At 72.0% G+C, this 17,775-nt stretch carries 14 protein-coding genes and 1 pseudogene; 7 read left to right on the top strand and 8 right to left on the bottom strand.

The window, feature by feature from the left end:
* Window positions 1-33: 33 nt before the first annotated feature.
* Both ACGFYQ_RS13340 and ACGFYQ_RS13335 read right to left on the bottom strand, forming a co-directional pair.
* Window positions 34-1,758: an acyl-CoA dehydrogenase family protein gene (locus ACGFYQ_RS13340; RefSeq protein ID WP_393743138.1), complete on the bottom strand. Its 1,725-nt coding sequence runs from the start codon at window positions 1,756-1,758 to the stop codon at window positions 34-36.
* Window positions 1,759-1,829: 71 nt separating this feature from the next.
* Complete coding sequence (locus ACGFYQ_RS13335; protein ID WP_393743136.1) at window positions 1,830-2,384, bottom strand: PadR family transcriptional regulator; 555 nt, start codon at window positions 2,382-2,384, stop codon at window positions 1,830-1,832.
* Window positions 2,385-2,577: 193 nt separating this feature from the next.
* On the opposite strand from ACGFYQ_RS13335, the gene ACGFYQ_RS13330 reads away from it, so the two are divergent.
* Window positions 2,578-4,446 (top strand): protein kinase, encoded by a 1,869-nt coding sequence (locus ACGFYQ_RS13330; protein WP_393743134.1) that lies wholly within the window; start codon window positions 2,578-2,580, stop codon window positions 4,444-4,446.
* 53 nt (window positions 4,447-4,499) lie between these two features.
* Here ACGFYQ_RS13330 and ACGFYQ_RS13325 read toward each other — a convergent pair whose 3' ends face one another.
* Together ACGFYQ_RS13325 and ACGFYQ_RS13320 are read right to left on the bottom strand one after the other, a co-directional pair.
* Window positions 4,500-5,117, bottom strand: coding sequence for a flavodoxin family protein (locus ACGFYQ_RS13325; protein WP_393743132.1), 618 nt, complete (start codon window positions 5,115-5,117; stop codon window positions 4,500-4,502).
* A 129-nt stretch (window positions 5,118-5,246) separates the two neighbouring features.
* Entirely contained in the window at window positions 5,247-5,654 is a 408-nt protein-coding gene (locus ACGFYQ_RS13320; protein WP_393743130.1) for a Fur family transcriptional regulator, read from the bottom strand.
* Window positions 5,655-5,959: 305 nt separating this feature from the next.
* Here ACGFYQ_RS13320 and katG point away from each other — a divergent pair, with 305 nt between their 5' ends.
* On the top strand, window positions 5,960-8,191 hold the full coding sequence (katG, locus tag ACGFYQ_RS13315; protein ID WP_393743128.1) for a catalase/peroxidase HPI: 2,232 nt from the start codon (window positions 5,960-5,962) through the stop codon (window positions 8,189-8,191).
* Between the two features lie 57 nt (window positions 8,192-8,248).
* Here the strand turns inward: katG and ACGFYQ_RS13310 are convergent, their stop codons facing one another.
* Both ACGFYQ_RS13310 and ACGFYQ_RS13305 read right to left on the bottom strand, forming a co-directional pair.
* Window positions 8,249-9,655, bottom strand: coding sequence for a M1 family metallopeptidase (locus tag ACGFYQ_RS13310; protein WP_393743126.1), 1,407 nt, complete (start codon window positions 9,653-9,655; stop codon window positions 8,249-8,251).
* Between the two features lie 63 nt (window positions 9,656-9,718).
* A complete protein-coding gene (locus tag ACGFYQ_RS13305) occupies window positions 9,719-13,660 on the bottom strand; it encodes a Pls/PosA family non-ribosomal peptide synthetase (RefSeq protein WP_393743124.1) in 3,942 nt (1,313 codons plus the stop codon).
* Window positions 13,661-13,883: 223 nt separating this feature from the next.
* On the opposite strand from ACGFYQ_RS13305, the gene ACGFYQ_RS13300 reads away from it, so the two are divergent.
* Together ACGFYQ_RS13300 and ACGFYQ_RS13295 are read left to right on the top strand one after the other, a co-directional pair.
* A complete protein-coding gene (locus tag ACGFYQ_RS13300; protein WP_393743122.1) occupies window positions 13,884-14,300 on the top strand; it encodes a VOC family protein in 417 nt (138 codons plus the stop codon).
* Between the two features lie 61 nt (window positions 14,301-14,361).
* Window positions 14,362-14,562, top strand: a complete 201-nt coding sequence (locus ACGFYQ_RS13295) for a DUF5988 family protein (protein WP_393743120.1) — start codon at window positions 14,362-14,364, stop codon at window positions 14,560-14,562.
* Between the two features lie 29 nt (window positions 14,563-14,591).
* Here ACGFYQ_RS13295 and ACGFYQ_RS13290 read toward each other — a convergent pair.
* Window positions 14,592-14,693: pseudogene (locus ACGFYQ_RS13290) on the bottom strand (DUF6766 family protein); the annotation flags it as partial.
* Window positions 14,694-15,186: 493 nt separating this feature from the next.
* Between ACGFYQ_RS13290 and ACGFYQ_RS13285 the strand changes: the two are divergent.
* The 3 genes from ACGFYQ_RS13285 to ACGFYQ_RS13275 all read left to right on the top strand — a co-directional run bounded on the left by ACGFYQ_RS13285 (window position 15,187) and on the right by ACGFYQ_RS13275 (window position 17,170).
* Window positions 15,187-15,924 (top strand): VOC family protein, encoded by a 738-nt coding sequence (locus ACGFYQ_RS13285; RefSeq protein ID WP_393743118.1) that lies wholly within the window; start codon window positions 15,187-15,189, stop codon window positions 15,922-15,924.
* Window positions 15,925-16,022: 98 nt separating this feature from the next.
* The gene (locus ACGFYQ_RS13280) at window positions 16,023-16,853 is read left to right on the top strand and encodes a ribonuclease BN (protein ID WP_393743116.1); all 831 of its coding nucleotides are present in this window, start codon (window positions 16,023-16,025) and stop codon (window positions 16,851-16,853) included.
* Window positions 16,854-16,936: 83 nt separating this feature from the next.
* Window positions 16,937-17,170, top strand: coding sequence for a DUF6213 family protein (locus tag ACGFYQ_RS13275; protein ID WP_393743114.1), 234 nt, complete (start codon window positions 16,937-16,939; stop codon window positions 17,168-17,170).
* Between the two features lie 44 nt (window positions 17,171-17,214).
* Here ACGFYQ_RS13275 and ACGFYQ_RS13270 read toward each other — a convergent pair whose 3' ends face one another.
* Entirely contained in the window at window positions 17,215-17,697 is a 483-nt protein-coding gene (locus ACGFYQ_RS13270) for a hypothetical protein (protein ID WP_393743112.1), read from the bottom strand.
* Window positions 17,698-17,775 lie beyond the last annotated feature (78 nt).

Genomic DNA, 17,775 nt, shown 5'->3' with positions numbered 1-17,775 from the left:
AGCCGGGTGCCGTCCGCCCGGGGTGGTCCGGGGTCAGGGCGCCATCTCGTACGCCCCGGCCAGTGCCTCCACGCGCGCCCAGACGCGTGCGGAGCGGTCGGCGTCGACGACCGGGCGCCGGACCGCGCCGAGTGCCCAGCCCTGCTGGTCGGCGGTGGCGGAGTCCTTGCCGTACAGCTCGACCGCGTGCGCGGAGAAGTCCCGCACGAGGACCCCGAACAGTTCGTCGAGCACGTCCTCGTCCAGACCGGACAGCTGTGCCTGCTCCAGGATCAGCTGGCCGTGCACGACCAGTGCGAACAGCTGGCCCACGGCGAGGAGGAGATCGAGGTCGCGGCTCTGCTCCTCGTCCGGGGCGGCCGTCCTGACGAACTCGCACAGCGCGTCGGCCTGCTCGCGGAACCGGCCGACGTTGGGCACGGCCGCGTACGCGTCGTAGGCCGGGCGCCAGTCGTGGAAGCGTACGGAACCCAGTCCGCGGGCGGGCCCCTGGCGGAACAGGAACGCGTCGTCGGCCGCGTCGAGGCGGCTCGGCACGGGCGCGTACTCGGCCGGTTCCAGCAGGTGGTTGCGCATGAACTTGAGGATCAGCGCGAGGTTGACGTGGACCGTGCCCTCCAGCTTCGGCAGCCCGCGGATCTCGACGGCCGCCTGGGCGAAGTAGGTGTCCTTCTCGAAGCCCTTGGCCGCGATGACGTCCCACATCAGGTCGATGACCTTCTCGCCCTCCGTGGTCACCTTCATCTTGGTCATCGGGTTGAAGAGGAGGTAGCGGCGGTCGTCCGGTCCGGCCGAGCGGAAGTAGTCGACGGCGCGGTCGCTGAACAGCTTCATCCCGACGAGGCGGACGTAGGCGTCGGCCAGCTCGCGGCGCACGTGCGGGAAGGCGGTGACGGGGCGGCCGTAGAGGATGCGGTTCTGCGCGTGGGTGACGGCCTCGTACATCGCGTGCTCGCAGATGCCGATCGACGCGGTGCAGAGGTTGAACTTGCCGACGTTGACGGTGTTGAGGGCGGCGTCGAAGGCGGCGCGGCCGGTGTGCAGGACGTCGGCGGCGCCGACCGGATAGTCGACGAGCCGGAACTCGCTGACGTACTTGGAGGAGTCGACGACGTTCTTCACCAGCTGGTACGCGGGGTGGCGGCTGTCGGCGGCGAAGAAGACGTAGCCGTCGGGCCCGTCGACGTCGGTGCGGCGGCCGAAGACGGAGACGAGACCGGCGGCGTTGCCGTTGCCGATGTAGTACTTGGACCCGCTGGCCCGGAAGCCGCCGTCACCGTCGGGCTCCAGCAGCATGTCGGTCGAGTAGATGTCGGCGCCGTGGGTCTTCTCGGACAGGCCGAAGGCGAACACCTCGCCCTCGCGGAGGAGTTCGGCCGCGCGGTTGCGGGCGGCGGCGTTGTCGCTCTGCCAGACCGGCCCGAGGCCGAGGATGGTGACCTGCCAGGCGTACCAGTAGTCCAGGCCGTAGAAGCCGAAGATCTCGTTGAGCGCGGCGATCCGTGCGGTGTCCCAGCGCTTGTCCGGCTCCTCCTGGCCTGCGGCGGGGGCCGGGGTCAGGAAGGTCGCGAAGAGCCCCTCCTTCGCGGAGAACGCGAGGAAGTCCGCCAGCCAGGCGCGCGAGCGGTAGTCCTCGATGAGCCTGCGCTTGCCGCGGTCCTCGAACCAGTCGACGGTGGCGCGCAGCAGCCGGCGGGTCTCGGGGTCGAAGTGCGCGGGGTCGTACGTGCGCGGGTTGAACAGCAGCGGGTCGGTCATGGAGGTTCGCCTTTCGGTCGGGAGAGCAGAGGGATAGGGGGTCAGGGATCAGGGGTGAGGGGTGAGGGCGATCAGGGGGTCACGAGGCGGTGGAGCGTGGCGAGTACGTCCTCCAGCCAGGCGAGCTGCATCCGCTCGTAGGCGATGCCGCCGCGGAGCACGACGTACTGGAGCTCCCGCCCGGCGTCCGACACCACGGGGGCGTCCGGCCCGGTGAAGTCGCGCAGCTCCCCGGCGAGGTAGTGCGTGAGCCGGTCGGCGTGCGCCTGGTGGTGCCGCTCGACCTCGCGGATCAGTGCGGCCGGGTCGTCGAAGGCGGCGCCGCGGATCTTCACGGCGAGCTCGTGCCGGACGCTGTCGGGCTGGATCGGCTCGTGGAGCCAGGCGGAGAGGGCGGCCCGGCCCGCCGCGGCGACGGAGTACTCCTTTTTGTCCGGCCTCGTCCGCTGGGGCACTTCGCGGGCGTCGACCCAGCCGTCGCCCTCCATGCGCTTGAGCACGCGATAGATCTGCTGGTGGGTGGCGGTCCAGAAGTAGCCGATGGACCGGTCGAACCGGCGGGCCAGCTCATATCCGGAGCCCGGCTTCTCCAGCAGGGAGACGAGGATCGCGTGCTCAAGTGCCATGCCCCCGATCCTTCTATGCAACTCGTTGCATAGACAAGCGCCACCGCCCCGGTGAGACGCGGCTCACGGCTCCGGCTCTGGGGCTGCGCCGCCGCCCGTCGAGGAGCAAGTCGGCGTTCACCTGGGCGCGTTGCCGTTGCGGGATCACCGGGTTAGATTCCTAGAAACTGTTTCTAATTCGAGCGGGGCTGACGTGTTAGAGCTGAGGGGGAGCGGGGCCGAGCCTCTGGAGGCGGGGGATCCGCGCCGGATCGGGTCGATTCCGCTGGCGGGCCGGCTCGGGGCCGGAGGCATGGGGCGGGTCTACCTCGGGGTCCAGGAGGGCCGGTACGTCGCCGTCAAGCAACTGCTGGCCTCCGTCGTCGGCGAGGACGAGGACTTCCTGCGCCGTTTCGGGCACGAGCTGGACAACCTCGCCCGGCTGCCGGCGGAGGCCACCGCGCCGCTGCTCGCCAGCGACCGCACCGCACGGCCCCCGTGGTTCGCCACCGCGTACATCCCCGGGCTCACCCTGCGGGAAGCCGTCGGGCTGCACGGTGGCCCGCTGCCCGCGCACGCGCTGTGGCTGCTGCTGCGGGAGGCGGCGGCGGGCCTGGCGTCGGTGCACGCGCTGGACATGGTGCACCGGGACCTCAAGCCGTCCAACGTGATGCTGACCCTCGACGGCCTCACCCTCATCGACTTCGGCGTCGCCCGGGCCGCCGAGCAGAGCCAGCTGACCAGGACCGGCATGGTCGTGGGCACGCCCGCCTACATGGCGCCCGAACAGGCTTCGGGCACACGGAGGCTGAGCGGCGCCACCGACGTGTTCGCGCTGGGTTCGGTACTCGCGTACGCGGCGTGCGGACAGCCGCCCTTCGGCGACGAGTCGGGGCACGGCGTGCTGTACCGCATCGTCCACGAAGAGCCCGACCTGGAGCCGCTGCGGGAGCTGGAGCCGGACCTCGCCGAGCTCGTCGCGGCCTGCCTCGACAAGGACCCCGAGGGCCGGCCCACCGCCGCCGAACTCCTCGAACGCGCCTCCCGGCACGGTCCGGTCACCACCCCGCTGTGGCCGGAGGCCATCACCGAGCGGCTGGCCGAGCGGGCCGCCTTCGCCGCGAACGTGCAGGAGGCCGACGTACCGACGCTCCCGCTCACCGGCGGGAACCCGGAACCGGAACCGGAGAAGGAGCCGGAGAAGGGAAGCGGGCCGGAGCCCACGCCCGCGGTGGAGTCGCTCCCGGAACGACCCGGGCGACCCGAGCGGCCTGAGCGCCGCCGCCGTACCCGCGTCTTCCTCGCCGTCGTCCCCGTCGTGGTGGTCGCGGGCGGTACGACACTCGCCATCCAGCACCTCCCGTACACGTCCTCGCCGCAGGCCGGGCCCCGGACCACCCCGTCCACCCAGGTCACGGCGCCGGCCGACCCGGCAGCGGCAACGGCGGGCGGCAGCCCCCCGGGGGCGGCCTCACCCGCGCAGTCGCCGGCCCAGGACAAGGGCGAGGGGGACGGCAACGGCCAGGGGCAGGGTGGGCCCGGCGGGTCGATCGCGGTCGCCGGGGGCGCCGGAACCGGTCCCGGACCCGGCAACGGAAGCGCCAGCGGCAGTCGGAGCGTCTCCGGCGGCTCCGCGAGCTCCGGAAACGCGGGCGGCACCAGCAGCTCGCGTCCCCCCGGCGGCGGGACGTCCACTGCCCCGACGGCCCCGGCGCCCCCCGCGTCCGGCACCTACCGCTACAGCAACGGCAACAACGGCAAGTGCATCACCCAGGTCTTCGGGGCTTCGGACTTCGGCGAGTGCTCGGACACGACCGCCCGGTGGACCGTGAAGGGCACGTCGGACGGCAGCTTCAAGCTCGTCAACCAGCAGAGCGGCCAGTGCCTGTACTCCAACGGGCTCGGCCAGGCCGTCTTCGTGGGCGACTGCGCCCAGGACATCGGCCGGCTGTGGCGTACGGGTTCGGGCGGCAGTCTCCGCAGCGACTACGGCGGCGGCTGCCTCGACCTGGGGATGAACAGCGGCCTGGTGACGAAGACGTGCGGCGGGGAAGCGTCGCAGCGCTGGACGAGGCAGACCTAGGAGACAGGCCCAGGAGGCGGACCCGGGCCGCGGGCCCAGGTCCGCCGTGTCGGCTACTGCCCCGCGGGGCCCTCCTCGTACGGGAACCGGGCGAGTGGGGCCTCGCGCTCGAAGAACGTCTTGGCCCGGATCGCCGCGCGCTCGTCGTTCCGTACGTGGCCGGGGCGGGTGCCGTTGCCGAGCAGCACACCGCCGAACCGCATCCGCAGGTACGCCGCGGTGTGGTTGAGGGTGGTCGTCAGACCGTCGGCGACCACCTCGTCCCTGTCCGCCATGACCGTCACCCCCCACAGGGTCCGGCCCGCCATCCGCTGCTTGAAGTCCGAGCCGGGCACCGAGAGCCAGCCCGACCAGTAGTCGAGGTAGCGCTTGGTGTGCGCGGAGAGGGAGTACCAGTACAGGGGCGAGGCGATCACGATGTCGGTGGCCTCCAGCGTGGCTCGGCGGAGCAGTTCCTCGTTCTCGTCGACGGGCCGGGAGCCGGTCTCGTGCCGCCCGTCCTCGAAATCGGGCAGCGGCAGTGCGGCCAGGTCCACCCAGCGCTGCGCGACGCCGGCGGGCAGCTGTTCGGCGGCCGCCCGCGCGAGGATCTCGGTGTTGCCGTCCGGGCGGGAGCTGCCGAGGACGAAGAGGAACGAGCGGTCCGCGTCACGGGGCGTCTCGGTGGTCATGTCTGCTCCGGTTGCCAGACCCCCGGTCACGGGGGTATCGGGTGCGTTCCACCCCTCCAACCCCCTGAGTCCCAAAGGTTATTCCGGCGGACGGCGGCCGGCGGCCGGCGGCCGGGGCAGCGAACGTCGCTAGGCGCAGGCCGGGCACAGCCCCCGGTAGGTGATCTCGACTTCGGACACCGTGAAGCCGAACCGTCCCTCGGCCGGGAGGCCGGCCAGAGCGTCGCCGGCCGGGTGGACGTCGCGGATGAGGCCGCAGTTGGAGCAGACGAGGTGCTGGTGCGGGTGGTGTGCGTTGGGGTCGTAACGCTTCGCGCGGCCGGTGGAGACCTCCACGACCTCACCGAGGGAGACCAGCTCGCCCAGGGCGTTGTAGACGGTCGCCCGGGAGATCTCGGGCAGCAGCCGCGCCGCGCGGGCGTGCACCTCGTCGGCCGTGAGGTGCACGTGGTCGCCGTCGAGGACCTCCGCGACGACCCGCCGCTGGGATGTCATCCGCCAGCCACGCCCCCGCAGCCTCTCCAGCAGGTCACTCATATCGGTTCCCCTCTTCAGGTTCGGTGGGCCCGACGTTCCTTGCGTGCACGTCCGGGATCCGATGGGATATGGAGTTGACGGCCTTCTTGACTTGGACTCTGTCCATCGTAGGATCGGTTTCATCGATAGCAAAGAGGCAGGCGACTCCACAGCGGCGGGAGACGGAGACGAGACCGTCCGGGACGGTGACCACCTCGGCGCCGAGGAGAACGACCAGGCCGAGGGCATGTACCGGGGCGCTGCGCCCCGACGACGTTCCACCGCATTCAGTTCCTGAACACCGTGATCCGCCTGGAAGGATTCCCATGTCTGAGAACCATGATGCAATCGTCACGGATGCCAAGTCCGAGGGCGGAGGTGGCTGCCCGGTCGCGCACGAGCGCGCCCCGCACCCGACGCAGGGCGGCGGCAACCGCCAGTGGTGGCCCGAGCGGCTCAACCTGAAGATCCTCGCCAAGAACCCCGCCGTGGCCAACCCCCTCGGCGAGGAGTTCGACTACGCCGCGGCGTTCAAGACCCTCGACCTCCCGGCGGTCAAGCGGGACATCGCCGAGGTGCTGACCACCTCGCAGGACTGGTGGCCCGCCGACTTCGGCCACTACGGCCCGTTCATGATCCGGATGGCCTGGCACAGCGCCGGCACCTACCGGATCAGCGACGGCCGCGGCGGCGCCGGGGCCGGCCAGCAGCGCTTCGCCCCCCTGAACAGCTGGCCGGACAACGGCAACCTCGACAAGGCCCGCCGCCTGCTGTGGCCGGTCAAGAAGAAGTACGGCCAGAGCCTCTCGTGGGCCGACCTGATGATCCTCACCGGCAACGTGGCCCTGGAGCAGATGGGCTTCGAGACCTTCGGCTTCGGCGGCGGCCGCGCCGACGTCTGGGAGCCTGACGAGGACGTCTACTGGGGTCCCGAGACCACCTGGCTCGACGACGAGCGCTACACCGGCGACCGCGAGCTGGAGAACCCCCTCGGCGCGGTCCAGATGGGCCTCATCTACGTCAACCCCGAAGGCCCGAACGGCACTCCGGACCCGCTCGCCGCGGCCCGCGACATCCGTGAGACCTTCCGCCGGATGGCGATGAACGACGAGGAGACGGTCGCCCTGATCGCGGGCGGTCACACCTTCGGCAAGACCCACGGCGCGGGTCCCGCGGAGAGCGTCGGCGAGGACCCCGAGGCGGCTCCGATCGAGCAGCAGGGCCTCGGCTGGAAGAACGCGTACGGCACCGGCAAGGGCGCCGACGCGATCACCAGTGGCCTCGAAGGCATCTGGACGAACACCCCGATCACCTGGGACAACAGCTTCTTCGACATCCTGTTCGGCTACGAGTGGGAGCTGTTCAAGAGCCCGGCCGGCGCGCACCAGTGGCGGCCGAAGGAGGGCGCCGGCGCGGGCACCGTACCCGACGCCCACGACCCGTCGAAGAGCCACGCCCCGACGATGCTCACGACCGACCTCTCGCTCCGGTTCGACCCGGCGTACGAGCAGATCTCGCGGCGCTTCCACGAGAACCCCGCCGAGTTCGCGGACGCCTTCGCCCGCGCGTGGTTCAAGCTGACCCACCGCGACATGGGCCCGATCGTCCGCTACCTCGGCCCCGAGGTCCCGACCGAGACACTGCTGTGGCAGGACCCGCTGCCGCCGGTGACGCACGAGCTCGTCGACGCCGCGGACATCGCCTCCCTCAAGAGCCGGATCCTCGCGTCGGACCTGTCGGTGTCGCAGCTCGTGTCCACCGCGTGGGCGGCGGCCTCGTCCTTCCGCGGCAGCGACAAGCGCGGCGGTGCCAACGGTGCGCGGATCCGCCTCCAGCCGCAGAGCGGGTGGGAGGTCAACGAGCCCGACGAGCTCGCCACGGTGCTGCGCACCCTGACGGGGATCCAGGAGGCCTTCAACGCCGCGCAGACCGGTGGCAAGCGGGTCTCGCTCGCCGACGTGATCGTGCTGGCCGGCGCCGCCGGCGTCGAGCAGGCCGCCAAGGACGCCGGCTTCGACATCGAGGTCCCCTTCACGCCGGGCCGCGCGGACGCGTCGCAGGAGCAGACCGACGTGGAGTCGTTCGCGGCGCTGGAGCCGACCGCCGACGGGTTCCGCAACTACCTCGGCAAGGGCAACCGCCTGCCCGCCGAGTACCTGCTGCTCGACCGGGCGAACCTGCTGACGCTGAGCGCCCCCGAGCTGACGGTCCTCGTCGGTGGCCTCCGCGTCCTGGGCGCGAACCACCAGCAGTCGCCGCACGGCGTCTTCACCACGACCCCCGGGTCCCTGACGAACGACTTCTTCGTCAACCTGCTCGACCTGGGTACGGCGTGGACGGCGACGTCCGAGGACGCGAACACCTTCGAGGGCCGTGACGCCGCCACGGGTGAGGTCAAGTGGACCGGCACCCGGGCCGACCTCGTCTTCGGGTCGAACTCGGAGCTGCGCGCGCTCGCGGAGGTCTACGCGAGCGACGACGCGAAGCAGAAGTTCGTGAAGGACTTCGTCGCGGCGTGGGACAAGGTCATGGACCTCGACCGGTTCGACCTCGTCTGATCATGACGTCCGGGCCGGCCCGCGTCGGCCGGCCCGGGCGTCCTCGGCGGGACTCCGCTACGCGGACGCCCTGCCCCGGCCCGCGGGCCCGCCGTTCGTGGGCGGGTACCCGGGCCTCGCCGGTATGGACGGCCGTGCGGGCGCCGAGGGCGGCGGCGGGAGGGACGGCTCGTACAGCCAGGCCGAGAACAGGTCGTCCAGCGGCTCGGCAGTGTAGCGGGCCACATGGGTGGTGAAGGCGGCGGTGGTCACCACACCGTGGCGGTGCACGGCGGCCCAGTCGCGCAGCATCTGGAAGAACGCGCCGTCGCCCAGGGCGCAGCGGATCGCGTGCACGGCGAGACCCCCGCGCTCGTACAGCCGGTCGTCGAACATCAGCTTGCGGCCCGGGTCGACCAGCCGCAGGTCCTGCGCCTGCGAGCCCAGCAGCCGGTGCGCGGTGGCCGCCAGCTCGTGCGCGGTACGGCCGCCGGAGCGCTCCGACCAGAGCCATTCCGCGTATTTCGCGAAGCCCTCGTTCAGCCAGATGTGCCGCCAGTCGGCGATGGTCACGCTGTTGCCGAACCACTGGTGCGCCAGCTCATGGGCGATCAGGCGCTCCGAACCGCGTACGCCGTCCACGTGGTTGGCGCCGAACAGGGACAGACCCTGGGCTTCGACCGGGACGTCCAGTTCCTCGTCCGCGACGACCACCGCGTACTCGCCGAAGGGATAGGGCCCGAACAGCTCCTCGAACAGCCGCATCATGGCGGGCTGCCGGGCGAAGTCGCGGGAGAACCGCGGCAGCAGATGCGCCGGCACGTGGGCGCTCTGCGGAACGCCGCCGAGCCCGGGGTCCCCGAGCAGCACCGTCTGGTACATGCCGATGGACAGGCCGACCAGGTAGCTGGAGGTCGGCGCGGACTGCTCGTACACCCAGGTGGTGGTGCTGGCCTTCGTGGTCCTGGTGAGCAACCGGCCGCCGGCCACCACCGTGTAGGGGGAGGGTGTGTTGACGGAGATGTGGTACGAGGCCTTGTCGGCCGGCCGGTCGTTGCACGGGTACCAGGAGGGCGCGCCGACGGGCTGGCTCGCGACGAGCGCGCCGTCGGTCAGTTCCTCCCAGCCGAGGCCGCCCCAGGGGCTGCGCACCGGCTTGGGGTTGCCCGCCCAGTGCACCTCCACGGTGAAGGCGGCGCCGGCGGGCAGCGGCTTGGCCGGCCGGATACGGAGCTTGCCGCCCCGGTGCGCGTAGTGCGGCGCCCGGCCGTTCACCAGAACCCGGCCGATCTTGAACTCGGCCAGGTTGAGGTGGAACTCGGTGAGCGGTGCCCGCCCGGCGATCGCACTGAGCCGGGCCGTCCCGGCCAGCCGGTTGGGTCCGGGACGGTAGTCCAGAGCGAGTTCGTACCGGTGCACGCGGTAACGGGAGTCGCCGTTGGCCGGAAAGTACGGGTCCGATACCGCTGTCTTCTGGCCGCTCACTGCCGCTTCCGCTCCCTGCGCTGTGCTCGTACGACGTGCCGGTGTTGACGAGGACGGGCCCTGTCAGGACCGCCAGGCCTCGATCGGATTGCCCAGCCAGCGGGTGTCGGCGGGGACGGATTCCCCGGCCATCACGAGCGAGGCGGGACCCAGTGTGCTGCGGGCCCCGACCGTGCTCCCGGGCAGGACGATTCCGCCCGGGCCCAGGGTGGCGCCCTCACGGAGGACCACAGTATCCGTCCTCAAGATCCGGTCATGGAAGAGGTGTGTCTGCAGCACACAGCCACGGTTCACGCTGACCGCGTCGCCCAGCACCACCAGGTCCGTCTCGGGCAGCCAGTAGCTCTCGCACCACACGCCCCGGCCGATCCGGGCCCCGAGCCCGCGCAGCCACAGGGCCAGCAGCGGCGTACCGGGCACCGATCCGACCAGCCACGGCACGGCCAGCACCTCGACGAAGGTGTCGGCCAGCTCGTTGCGCCACACGAAGCCGCTCCACAGCGGGTGCTCCCCCGCCCGGTGCCGGCCCACCAGCAGCCACTTCGCGGCCACCGCGACCGCGCACGCGGCGGCGCCGGCGGCGAGCAGGGTCGCCCCGGAGAGCAGCGCGGTCCCCCAGATCCCCAGGCCGCTCGCCGTGATCAGCGCGCAGAGCGCCGCCACGGTCAGTACGGCCAGCGCGGCCGAGCAGAACACCGGGACGAGCCGGCACAGCTCCACCAGGCCGCGCGCCCACAGCAGGCGCGCGGGCGGGTCGTACGTCCGGCTCGCGTCGGCGTCCGCGGCGGACCGCGGCAGCCGGACGGGCGGCAGGCCCAGGTACGAGCTGCCCTTCTTGGCCTTCTTCGGGGTGGCGGACAGCACGCCGACCAGCCCGTCGTCCGGTACGTTGCGGCCCGGCGCGGTCATTCCGGAGTTGCCGAGGAACGCCCGCCGGCCGATCTCGGAGTGTCCGATCCGCATCCAGCCGCCGCCCAGTTCGTAGGGCGCCGTCAGGGTGTCGTCGGCGAGGAACGCGCCTTCGCCCACGGTGGTGAGGCTCGGGAGCGCGAGCACGGTGGAGACCTCCGCGCCGCGGCCGATCTTCATGCCGAGCAGCCGCAGCCACACGGGGGTGATCAGCCCGGCGTACAGCGGGAAGAGCGTCTCCCGGGACAGGTCCATCAGCTGGGTGACCGCCCAGGCCTGCCATCCGACCCGGCTGTGCGTCGGGTGGTTCCCCGTGCGCAGTCCGAGACTGAGCAGGCGTACCGAGATCAGCAGGAGCAGCGCGTACGCGAACCCGAAAGCGAGCGCCCCGGGCACCACGGCGAGCAGCGCTCCGCGCAGCGCCCGGGCGAGCCCGGCGTCGGCGGGCACGAACCGGCTCACCGCGAGCAGGGCGGGCACGGTGGCGAGCACGGGCAGTGCGGTGAGGCCGAAGCCGGTCGCTCCGTACATGGCACGCCAGTGGACGGCACGCGGCGGGCGTTCCTTGGGCCAGTTGCGCTTGGCCTTGCCGAGCTTGCCGGCGGGCGCCCCGGCCCAGCGCTGGCCGGTCGGAACCTGTCCGACCACGGCGGAGCCGGGGGCCACCTCTGCCCGCTTGCCGACCCGCGCGCCGGGGAAGAGGATGCTGCGGGTGCCGACCACCGCGCCCGCACCGACCTTGACCGGGCCGATTTCGAGCCGGTCGCCGTCCAGCCAGTGCCCGGAGAGGTCCACCTCGGACTCCACGGCGCAGCCGCGGCCGAGCTTGAGCATGCCCGTGACCGGGGGCAGCGAGTGCAGGTCCACCTCGGGGCCGATCTTGGCACCGAGGGCCCGTGCGTAGCGTTCCAGCCAGGAACCGGTGAGTGAGGTCGCGCCGACGTACTCGGCCAGCCGCTCGGCCGTCCACAGCCTCAGGTGCACGCTTCCGCCGCGCGGGTGGCGTCCTGCCTTCACCCCGCGCAGCAGCAGGCGGGCGCCGCCGGCCGCGATCGCGAGGCGGCCCGGCGGGCTGAAGAGCAGCGCCGCACCTGCGGCGACGAGCCACCAGGAGGCGGTCGGCGCCCACGGATAGCCCCCGAACAGGTGCAGTACGTTGCCCAGGGCCAGCAGCGCCACGGTCCAGCGCAGGCCGACCAGGGTGAACAGCGGGAGCAGCAGGAGCGACTGGATCACCTTGGAGCGGAGCGGGACCGGAGCGACGGTCCGGGCCGCGTCGTCGTCCTGTACGGACTTCTCCAGCCGCCGGGCGAGCTTGCGCAGGGTGGGCTGCTGATAGATGTCGAGTACGGCCGCGCGCGGGTAGCGGGTCCGCAACCGGGTGGTGAGCTGGGCGGCGGCGAGGCTGTTGCCTCCGATCGCGAAGAAGTCGTCGGCGGCGCCGGCGACGGTCACCCCGAGGGTCTCGCTCCACTGCTCGGCGAGCCAGGCCTCGGTTCCGTACAGCTGCTCGGCGGGGCCGGTGGTCTCCAGTTCGGGCAGGGGCCAGGGCAGCGCGTCCCGGTCCACCTTGCCGGAGGTGCGGGTCGGCAGCTCGTCGACCGGCGCGAGCAGCGGTACGAGGGCCGCGGGCAGCTCGGCGCGCAGCCGCTCCACGGCCGCCGCGCGGTCCCAGCCCTCCTGGGTGACCAGGTAGCCGACGAGCAGCTGATTGCCGCTGCGTGCCGTGCGGACGGCGGCGGCCGCGCCGGCGACGCCGGGCAGGGCCTGCAGCGCGGCGTCCACCTCGCCCAGCTCGATCCGGCGGCCGCCGAGCTTGATCTGCTCGTCGCCGCGGCCGAGGAAGACCAGCCCTTCCGGTTCCGCGCGGACGAGGTCACCGCTGCGGTAGGCGCGCTCCCAGCCGAGGGATTCCAGCGGGGCGTACTTCTCGGCGTCCTTCTCGGGGTCGAGGTAGCGGGCGAGGCCGACGCCGCCGATCACGAGCTGGCCGCTGCCGCCTATCGGCACCGGCTCGCCGGACTCGTCGACCACGGCCAGCTCCCAGCCGTTCAGCGGCAGGCCGATCCGGATCGGTTCCTCGCCGGTCAGGAGCGCGGCACAGGCGACGACGGTGGCTTCGGTGGGGCCGTAGGTGTTCCAGACCTCGCGGCCCTCGGTGACCAGGCGCTGGGTCAGCTCGGGCGGGCAGGCCTCGCCCCCGAAGATCAGCAGCCGGACCTCGTTCAGCGCCTCGGGCTCCCAGAGCGCGGCCAGGGTCGGCACCGTGGAGACCACGGTGATCTCCTGTTCCACCAGCCAGGGGCCGAGGTCGGCGCCGCTGCGCACCTGGGAGCGGGGCACGGGCACGAGGCAGGCGCCGTGGCGCCAGGCCAGCCACATCTCCTCGCAGGAGGCGTCGAAGGCGACGGACAGTCCGGCCATGACCCGGTCGCCGGGTCCGATCGGCTCCTCGGCGAGGAACAGAGCGGCCTCGGCGTCCACGAAGGCGGCGGCGCTGCGATGGCTGACGGCGACGCCCTTGGGCTTGCCGGTGGAGCCCGAGGTGAAGATGATCCAGGCGTCGTGCTCGGGGCCGGGCCGCGCGGCGGACACGGGAACGTCCGCCAGGCCGGTGACGTCGACGCGCTGTCCGGCGCCCAGCACGGCCCGTACCCCGGCCTCGCCGAACACCAGCTCGGCCCGCTCGTCCGGGTCCTCGGCGTCGACGGGCACGTAGGAGGCTCCCGCGGCGAGCACGGCGAGGATGGCCACGTACAACTCGTTGGTCCCGGACGGCACGCGTACGCCGACCCGGTCGCCGAGCCCCACCCCGGAGGCCGCGAGGGCGCGCCGCCGGCGCTCGACCTCGGCGGCCAGGGCCCGGTAGGTCAGCTGCCCGGTGCCGTCGTCCAGGGCGAGCTCGTCGGGGTACGCGTGTACGGAGGCCTCGAGGATGTCGACGAGGGTGCGCGTCGGGGCGGCGGGCCCGGCGGAGAACCGGGCGGATTTGCCGGACTCCTCGGACGTCTCCTCGGACGCCTCCTCGTGCGTCTCCTCGGACGTCTCGCCGTCGTCGAGCAGAGTGAGTTCACCGCGCTCAGGTGTGGCAGCCATCGGCCCTCGTGTCTCGTTCCCGGCAAGCATCCGGGTCGCCGGGCGGAGCCCGGGTCTGCCCAGGTTGTTCCGGTCCAGCGCCAAACAACCCACCAGTCTAGTGCGCCATCAAGGATTTTCTCGTTGAAGCCTTGCGCGTGGCTGGGAAGGGACGGTAATGCGCATCGCCTACGCTGCGAGAACCGACCGAGAACTGACACCTCGTCACGAAAGGGGAAATGCCATGCCTTCCCGCCTCAACCCGTACATCAGCTTCGACGGCGACGCCCGCCAGGCCCTGGAGTTCTACAAGGGCGTTTTCGGCGGCACCCTGACGCTGCACACCTACGGTGACTTCGGCGGGAACGAGGCCGGAGACGCCGGCGACAGGATCATGCACGGCATGCTCGAGACCGGCAGCGGCTTCACCCTCATGGGCGCCGACAACCCGCCGGGAACGGAGCACAAGCCCGGGAACAACATCGCGGTGAGCCTGAGCGGGAAGGACGCCGGCGAACTGCGCGGCTACTGGGAGAAGCTCTCCGCCGGCGGCACGGTCGCGGTCCCGCTGGACAAGCAGATGTGGGGCGACGTCTTCGGCATGTGCATGGACCGCTTCGGCATCACCTGGATGGTCAACATCAGCGAGCAGCGGGCCTGAACGGCCGACGCCGACAGGGGTTCGACGTGCGGGCCGTCCCGCGGGTCGGAAGACTGGAGGCATGGCAGACAAGGCAGCGCTTGAGGGCGGCCCGGACGACCTGCGCGAACGGATCGTCGCGGCCCCCGCTCCCGGAGAAGACCTGAAGATCCCGCACCGCGGCGGATACGAGCACTTCAAGCCCACGTCGCGGCACCGGGCCGGCCCGGAGGGCGAGCTGCCCGTGTACGAGTGGTGGGAGCGGACGGAGATCGCCGAGTAGAGCGGTGCCGCGCCACGCACCCGCCCGGTTCACCCTTCGACGCCCGTGGAGGTGTGCGCCGCGCCGACGGGCTTCGATTCGGGTGAGCCCCGCTGGCGCAGGTACACCGCCAGGATCGCCATCGACGCGACACAGCAGGAACATCGTGCGCACCTCTGTCACCCTTCAGTTCACACCGGTAGGGGCGCCCCTGCCTCGGGACGCAGCCCGCGGCGGTGATCCTCCAGCCCTCCGGGAAGAGGGCCAGGAAGACGCTGTCGCCCGCGTAGACGACGCGCGCCCGGGCACCGTAGACCGTCGACTCACGCGCGCGGCCCCTGGCCGGGGTGAGCTCCAGGGACCTCAGGGCAGCCGTGCACGGCGCGTCCTGCTCCAGTTCTTCCCGCGTACCGGGTGCCAGGGCCTCGCACGCCAGCCGGGTGTCACCGTCCGCGAGGGCGACCTCGAACGCGGTGGCCGCGGAATGCTCATGCGCACGGGTAGGCGGGCGCCGAGCCTCGCGGCCGGTCGCCCGAGCCGGGGCTACCGTGGAGGAGTCCCCCGCCCTGCGACCTGCGGATGAGGCTGGCAGCTGTGTCGACGTCGAGCCATGAAGTCTTTGGTGCACCGTGCTGGGTCAGCCTGATGACTCGGGATCTTGATGCCGCACGGCGGTTCTACGGCACCGTGTTGGGCTGGGAGTTCCGCAGCACCCGCCTCGGCGAGGGTTTCACGGTCGCCATGCGCGACGGAGCTCCCGTGGCGGGCATGGGCGCACTGGCCCGGAGCCTCAGCGTGCCGGTGGCGTGGACTCCGTACTTCGCCGTCGACGACGCCGATGTCACCGCCTCGCGCATCCGCGAACGCGGCGCCACCATGGCCGTCGGCCCCCTAGCCTTCGGCACCGGACGGGCCGCCCTGGCCGCGGACCCCGCCGGGGCCGTCTTCGGCTTCTGGCAGGGTGAGGTCATCCCGGACTGGGCGGTGGGCCGGGGAAGCGCCCCGGCCTGGCTGGAACTGCGTACGCGCGACGCGTTCGCCGCGGCCATCTTCTACGGCGAGGTCCTCGACTGGGCCGTCGAGCGCCCCGGCTCCTGCACCGTCTCCTACGAGCACGACCACGTCGTGCTGCGGCACGGCCACGACACCGTCGCGCGGATCAGCGGCGGCGCGCTGGAGGAGGACCCGGACCCGCAGGTCCGCCCCCGCTGGCACGTCCACTTCCACGTGCCCGATCTGGAGGGCGCGATGGACGCCGCCACCGCTCTGGGCGGCCGGGTCGCCGGTCCCGTCCGTACGACGAGCTCCGACCGCTCGGTGACCCTCAGCGACCCCGAAGGCGCGCTCTTCACCGTGATGAGCCCTCAACACCCTGCGGCCTGAGGCCGCTTCCCGCCAGGGGACCTCTGACGCAGCCGCCCCTTGGTGGCCTGCCCGGCCGGGTGGTTCTACCGTGGAAACAGCGGGAGCCTGGAGCGGCCATGATGATCAGGTCTGGTGGGGCCGGGCGGCTGTCCCCCTTCGGGCGGATGGCCAGCGCGATACGCCGTACGCGGGCCGGACGCCGGTGGGGCCGCGTACGTGATCTGGGGCTGTGGCAGTTGTCGCTGGGGTTCGCGGCGCTCGGGTTCCTGACGCTGGTACCCCTGCTCGTCGTCGTGTCCGCGGCGGATGCGGCCGGCGGGCAGGGGTTCGCGCAATGGCTGGGGGACGGGCTCGGCGTGTCGGCCAGGGCCACGGAAGAGATCGAGCGCCTGTTCGCCCTGCCCGGCCAGGCGTGGCGGACCACGACCGCGTTCGGCCTCGCCCTGCTCACCGTGTTCGGTCTGTCGTTCGGCACGATGCTGCAGAGCGGCTACGAGAAGGTCTGGGACCTCCCCCCGGCCCGCTGGTGGGCCAGGTGGCGGCACGTGCTGTGGCTCGCCGTACTGATCGGCTTCCTGTACCTGTCGGCGATCTCGCCGCCTTGGCGCGCGTCCCCGGCCCGCGGCTTCGTCACGGTGCTGATCGGCACGCTGTTCTTCTGGTGGTCGCAGCGACTGCTGCTGGGTGGCCGGATCGCGTGGACGGCCCTGCTTCCGGGCGCGGCGGCCACCATGCTCGGGCTCCTCGGGCTCAGGGCCTTCTCCCGGCTCGTGTTCTCACCGCTGATCGCGTCCAGCGCCGTCACCTACGGCCCGTTCGGAACCGTCCTCGTCATCCAGTCGTGGCTGGTCGGCGTCGGCGTCGTGGTGTTCGGCGGCGCGCTCGCGGGCAGACTGCTCCACGATGAGCTACCTCGCCTGGGCGGCCCGAGGAGAACGGGTCGCTGAGGCCCGGTCCTGATCCCGACCGGAATCAGCTGGTCACGGACCTGGTTGGGACAGATGTCGCTACTTCTCCGGGAGGCGGTCCCATGATCCAGGTGTCCATCCCGCTGGTCCCCTCCGCCGACGGCGTTCTGCTGATACCCGCCGACCATGTCACCGAGCTGCTGCGCAGCCTCGCGGCCGACTGGCTGCACTCCACCGACTCCGGAGAGATGCGCGGCGATGCACAGACCGTGCTCGATCTGGCCGGGGTGCTGGACCAGCTCGCGGATCAGATCGACGTCGAATGCATCGGGTTCGCCTCCGCCCCGCGTCAGTAGCCGGGCGGGGCGGACGGTCCGTGCGTTCTGTTCCGGGGGCGCCGTCAGTACACGAGCTTGTACGTCACGTCCTTCGCGACCGGGGACGGTGCGGTGTCGGTGTAGACGAGCCGGATCATGGTGAAGCGCTGGACGTCGGTTAGGTCGGGCCAGGGCTTCGGCTCGCTCAGGGTCACCTTCACCGGGTAGGGGTGGAAACGGCCTGCCGCGCAGTAGGGGCGGCAGTCGTTCACCATGTCGGTGCCGGTGGCCGTCGCGGTCCGCGGCCCCCAGGTGTCCCAGCGCAGCCCGACGAGGCGGTTGTTGCCGTCCCCGCAGGCCAGCAGGTATTCCTCGGGGCGCACCTGGGCCTCCGAGAAGCAGTCGGCGACCACGACCGTTCCCGGCGTAGGGGTCGGTGCGGCCTCCGGCTGCGCGGAGGCGGGAACAGCGGCCGCCGCGAGGGCTGCCGCCGCGCACAACAAGGTGGCCGTCCGCACTCTGGAGCGGGGTGCGCGGGTGAGCCGGCCGTCTCCTGAAGCCTCCACGAGACCCTCCTCGCTTGCCTGTCACCGTCCACGCTGCGGCCATGCCCAGCTTCCCCCATCCGGGCGGACCGCGCACCC

Origin of the sequence: Streptomyces sp. NPDC048258 (assembly GCF_043201995.1) — a bacterium.
Taxonomy (GTDB): domain Bacteria; phylum Actinomycetota; class Actinomycetes; order Streptomycetales; family Streptomycetaceae; genus Streptomyces.
This window is presented reverse-complemented; position numbering and strand designations above follow the sequence as displayed.

Bases quoted from the DNA above. Each gene is read 5' to 3' on its own strand.
- ACGFYQ_RS13275 (WP_393743114.1), top strand. From the start codon at position 16,937: ATGATCCAGGTGTCCATCCCGCTGGTCCCCTCCGCCGACGGCGTTCTG.
- ACGFYQ_RS13325 (WP_393743132.1), bottom strand. From the start codon at position 5,117: ATGACCACCGAGACGCCCCGTGACGCGGACCGCTCGTTCCTCTTCGTC.
- ACGFYQ_RS13335 (WP_393743136.1), bottom strand. From the start codon at position 2,384: ATGGCACTTGAGCACGCGATCCTCGTCTCCCTGCTGGAGAAGCCGGGC.
- ACGFYQ_RS13295 (WP_393743120.1), top strand. From the start codon at position 14,362: ATGGCAGACAAGGCAGCGCTTGAGGGCGGCCCGGACGACCTGCGCGAA.
- ACGFYQ_RS13300 (WP_393743122.1), top strand. From the start codon at position 13,884: ATGCCTTCCCGCCTCAACCCGTACATCAGCTTCGACGGCGACGCCCGC.
- ACGFYQ_RS13280 (WP_393743116.1), top strand. From the start codon at position 16,023: ATGATGATCAGGTCTGGTGGGGCCGGGCGGCTGTCCCCCTTCGGGCGG.
- ACGFYQ_RS13320 (WP_393743130.1), bottom strand. From the start codon at position 5,654: ATGAGTGACCTGCTGGAGAGGCTGCGGGGGCGTGGCTGGCGGATGACA.
- ACGFYQ_RS13285 (WP_393743118.1), top strand. From the start codon at position 15,187: ATGACTCGGGATCTTGATGCCGCACGGCGGTTCTACGGCACCGTGTTG.
- ACGFYQ_RS13305 (WP_393743124.1), bottom strand. From the start codon at position 13,660: ATGGCTGCCACACCTGAGCGCGGTGAACTCACTCTGCTCGACGACGGC.
- ACGFYQ_RS13340 (WP_393743138.1), bottom strand. From the start codon at position 1,758: ATGACCGACCCGCTGCTGTTCAACCCGCGCACGTACGACCCCGCGCAC.
- katG (WP_393743128.1), top strand. From the start codon at position 5,960: ATGTCTGAGAACCATGATGCAATCGTCACGGATGCCAAGTCCGAGGGC.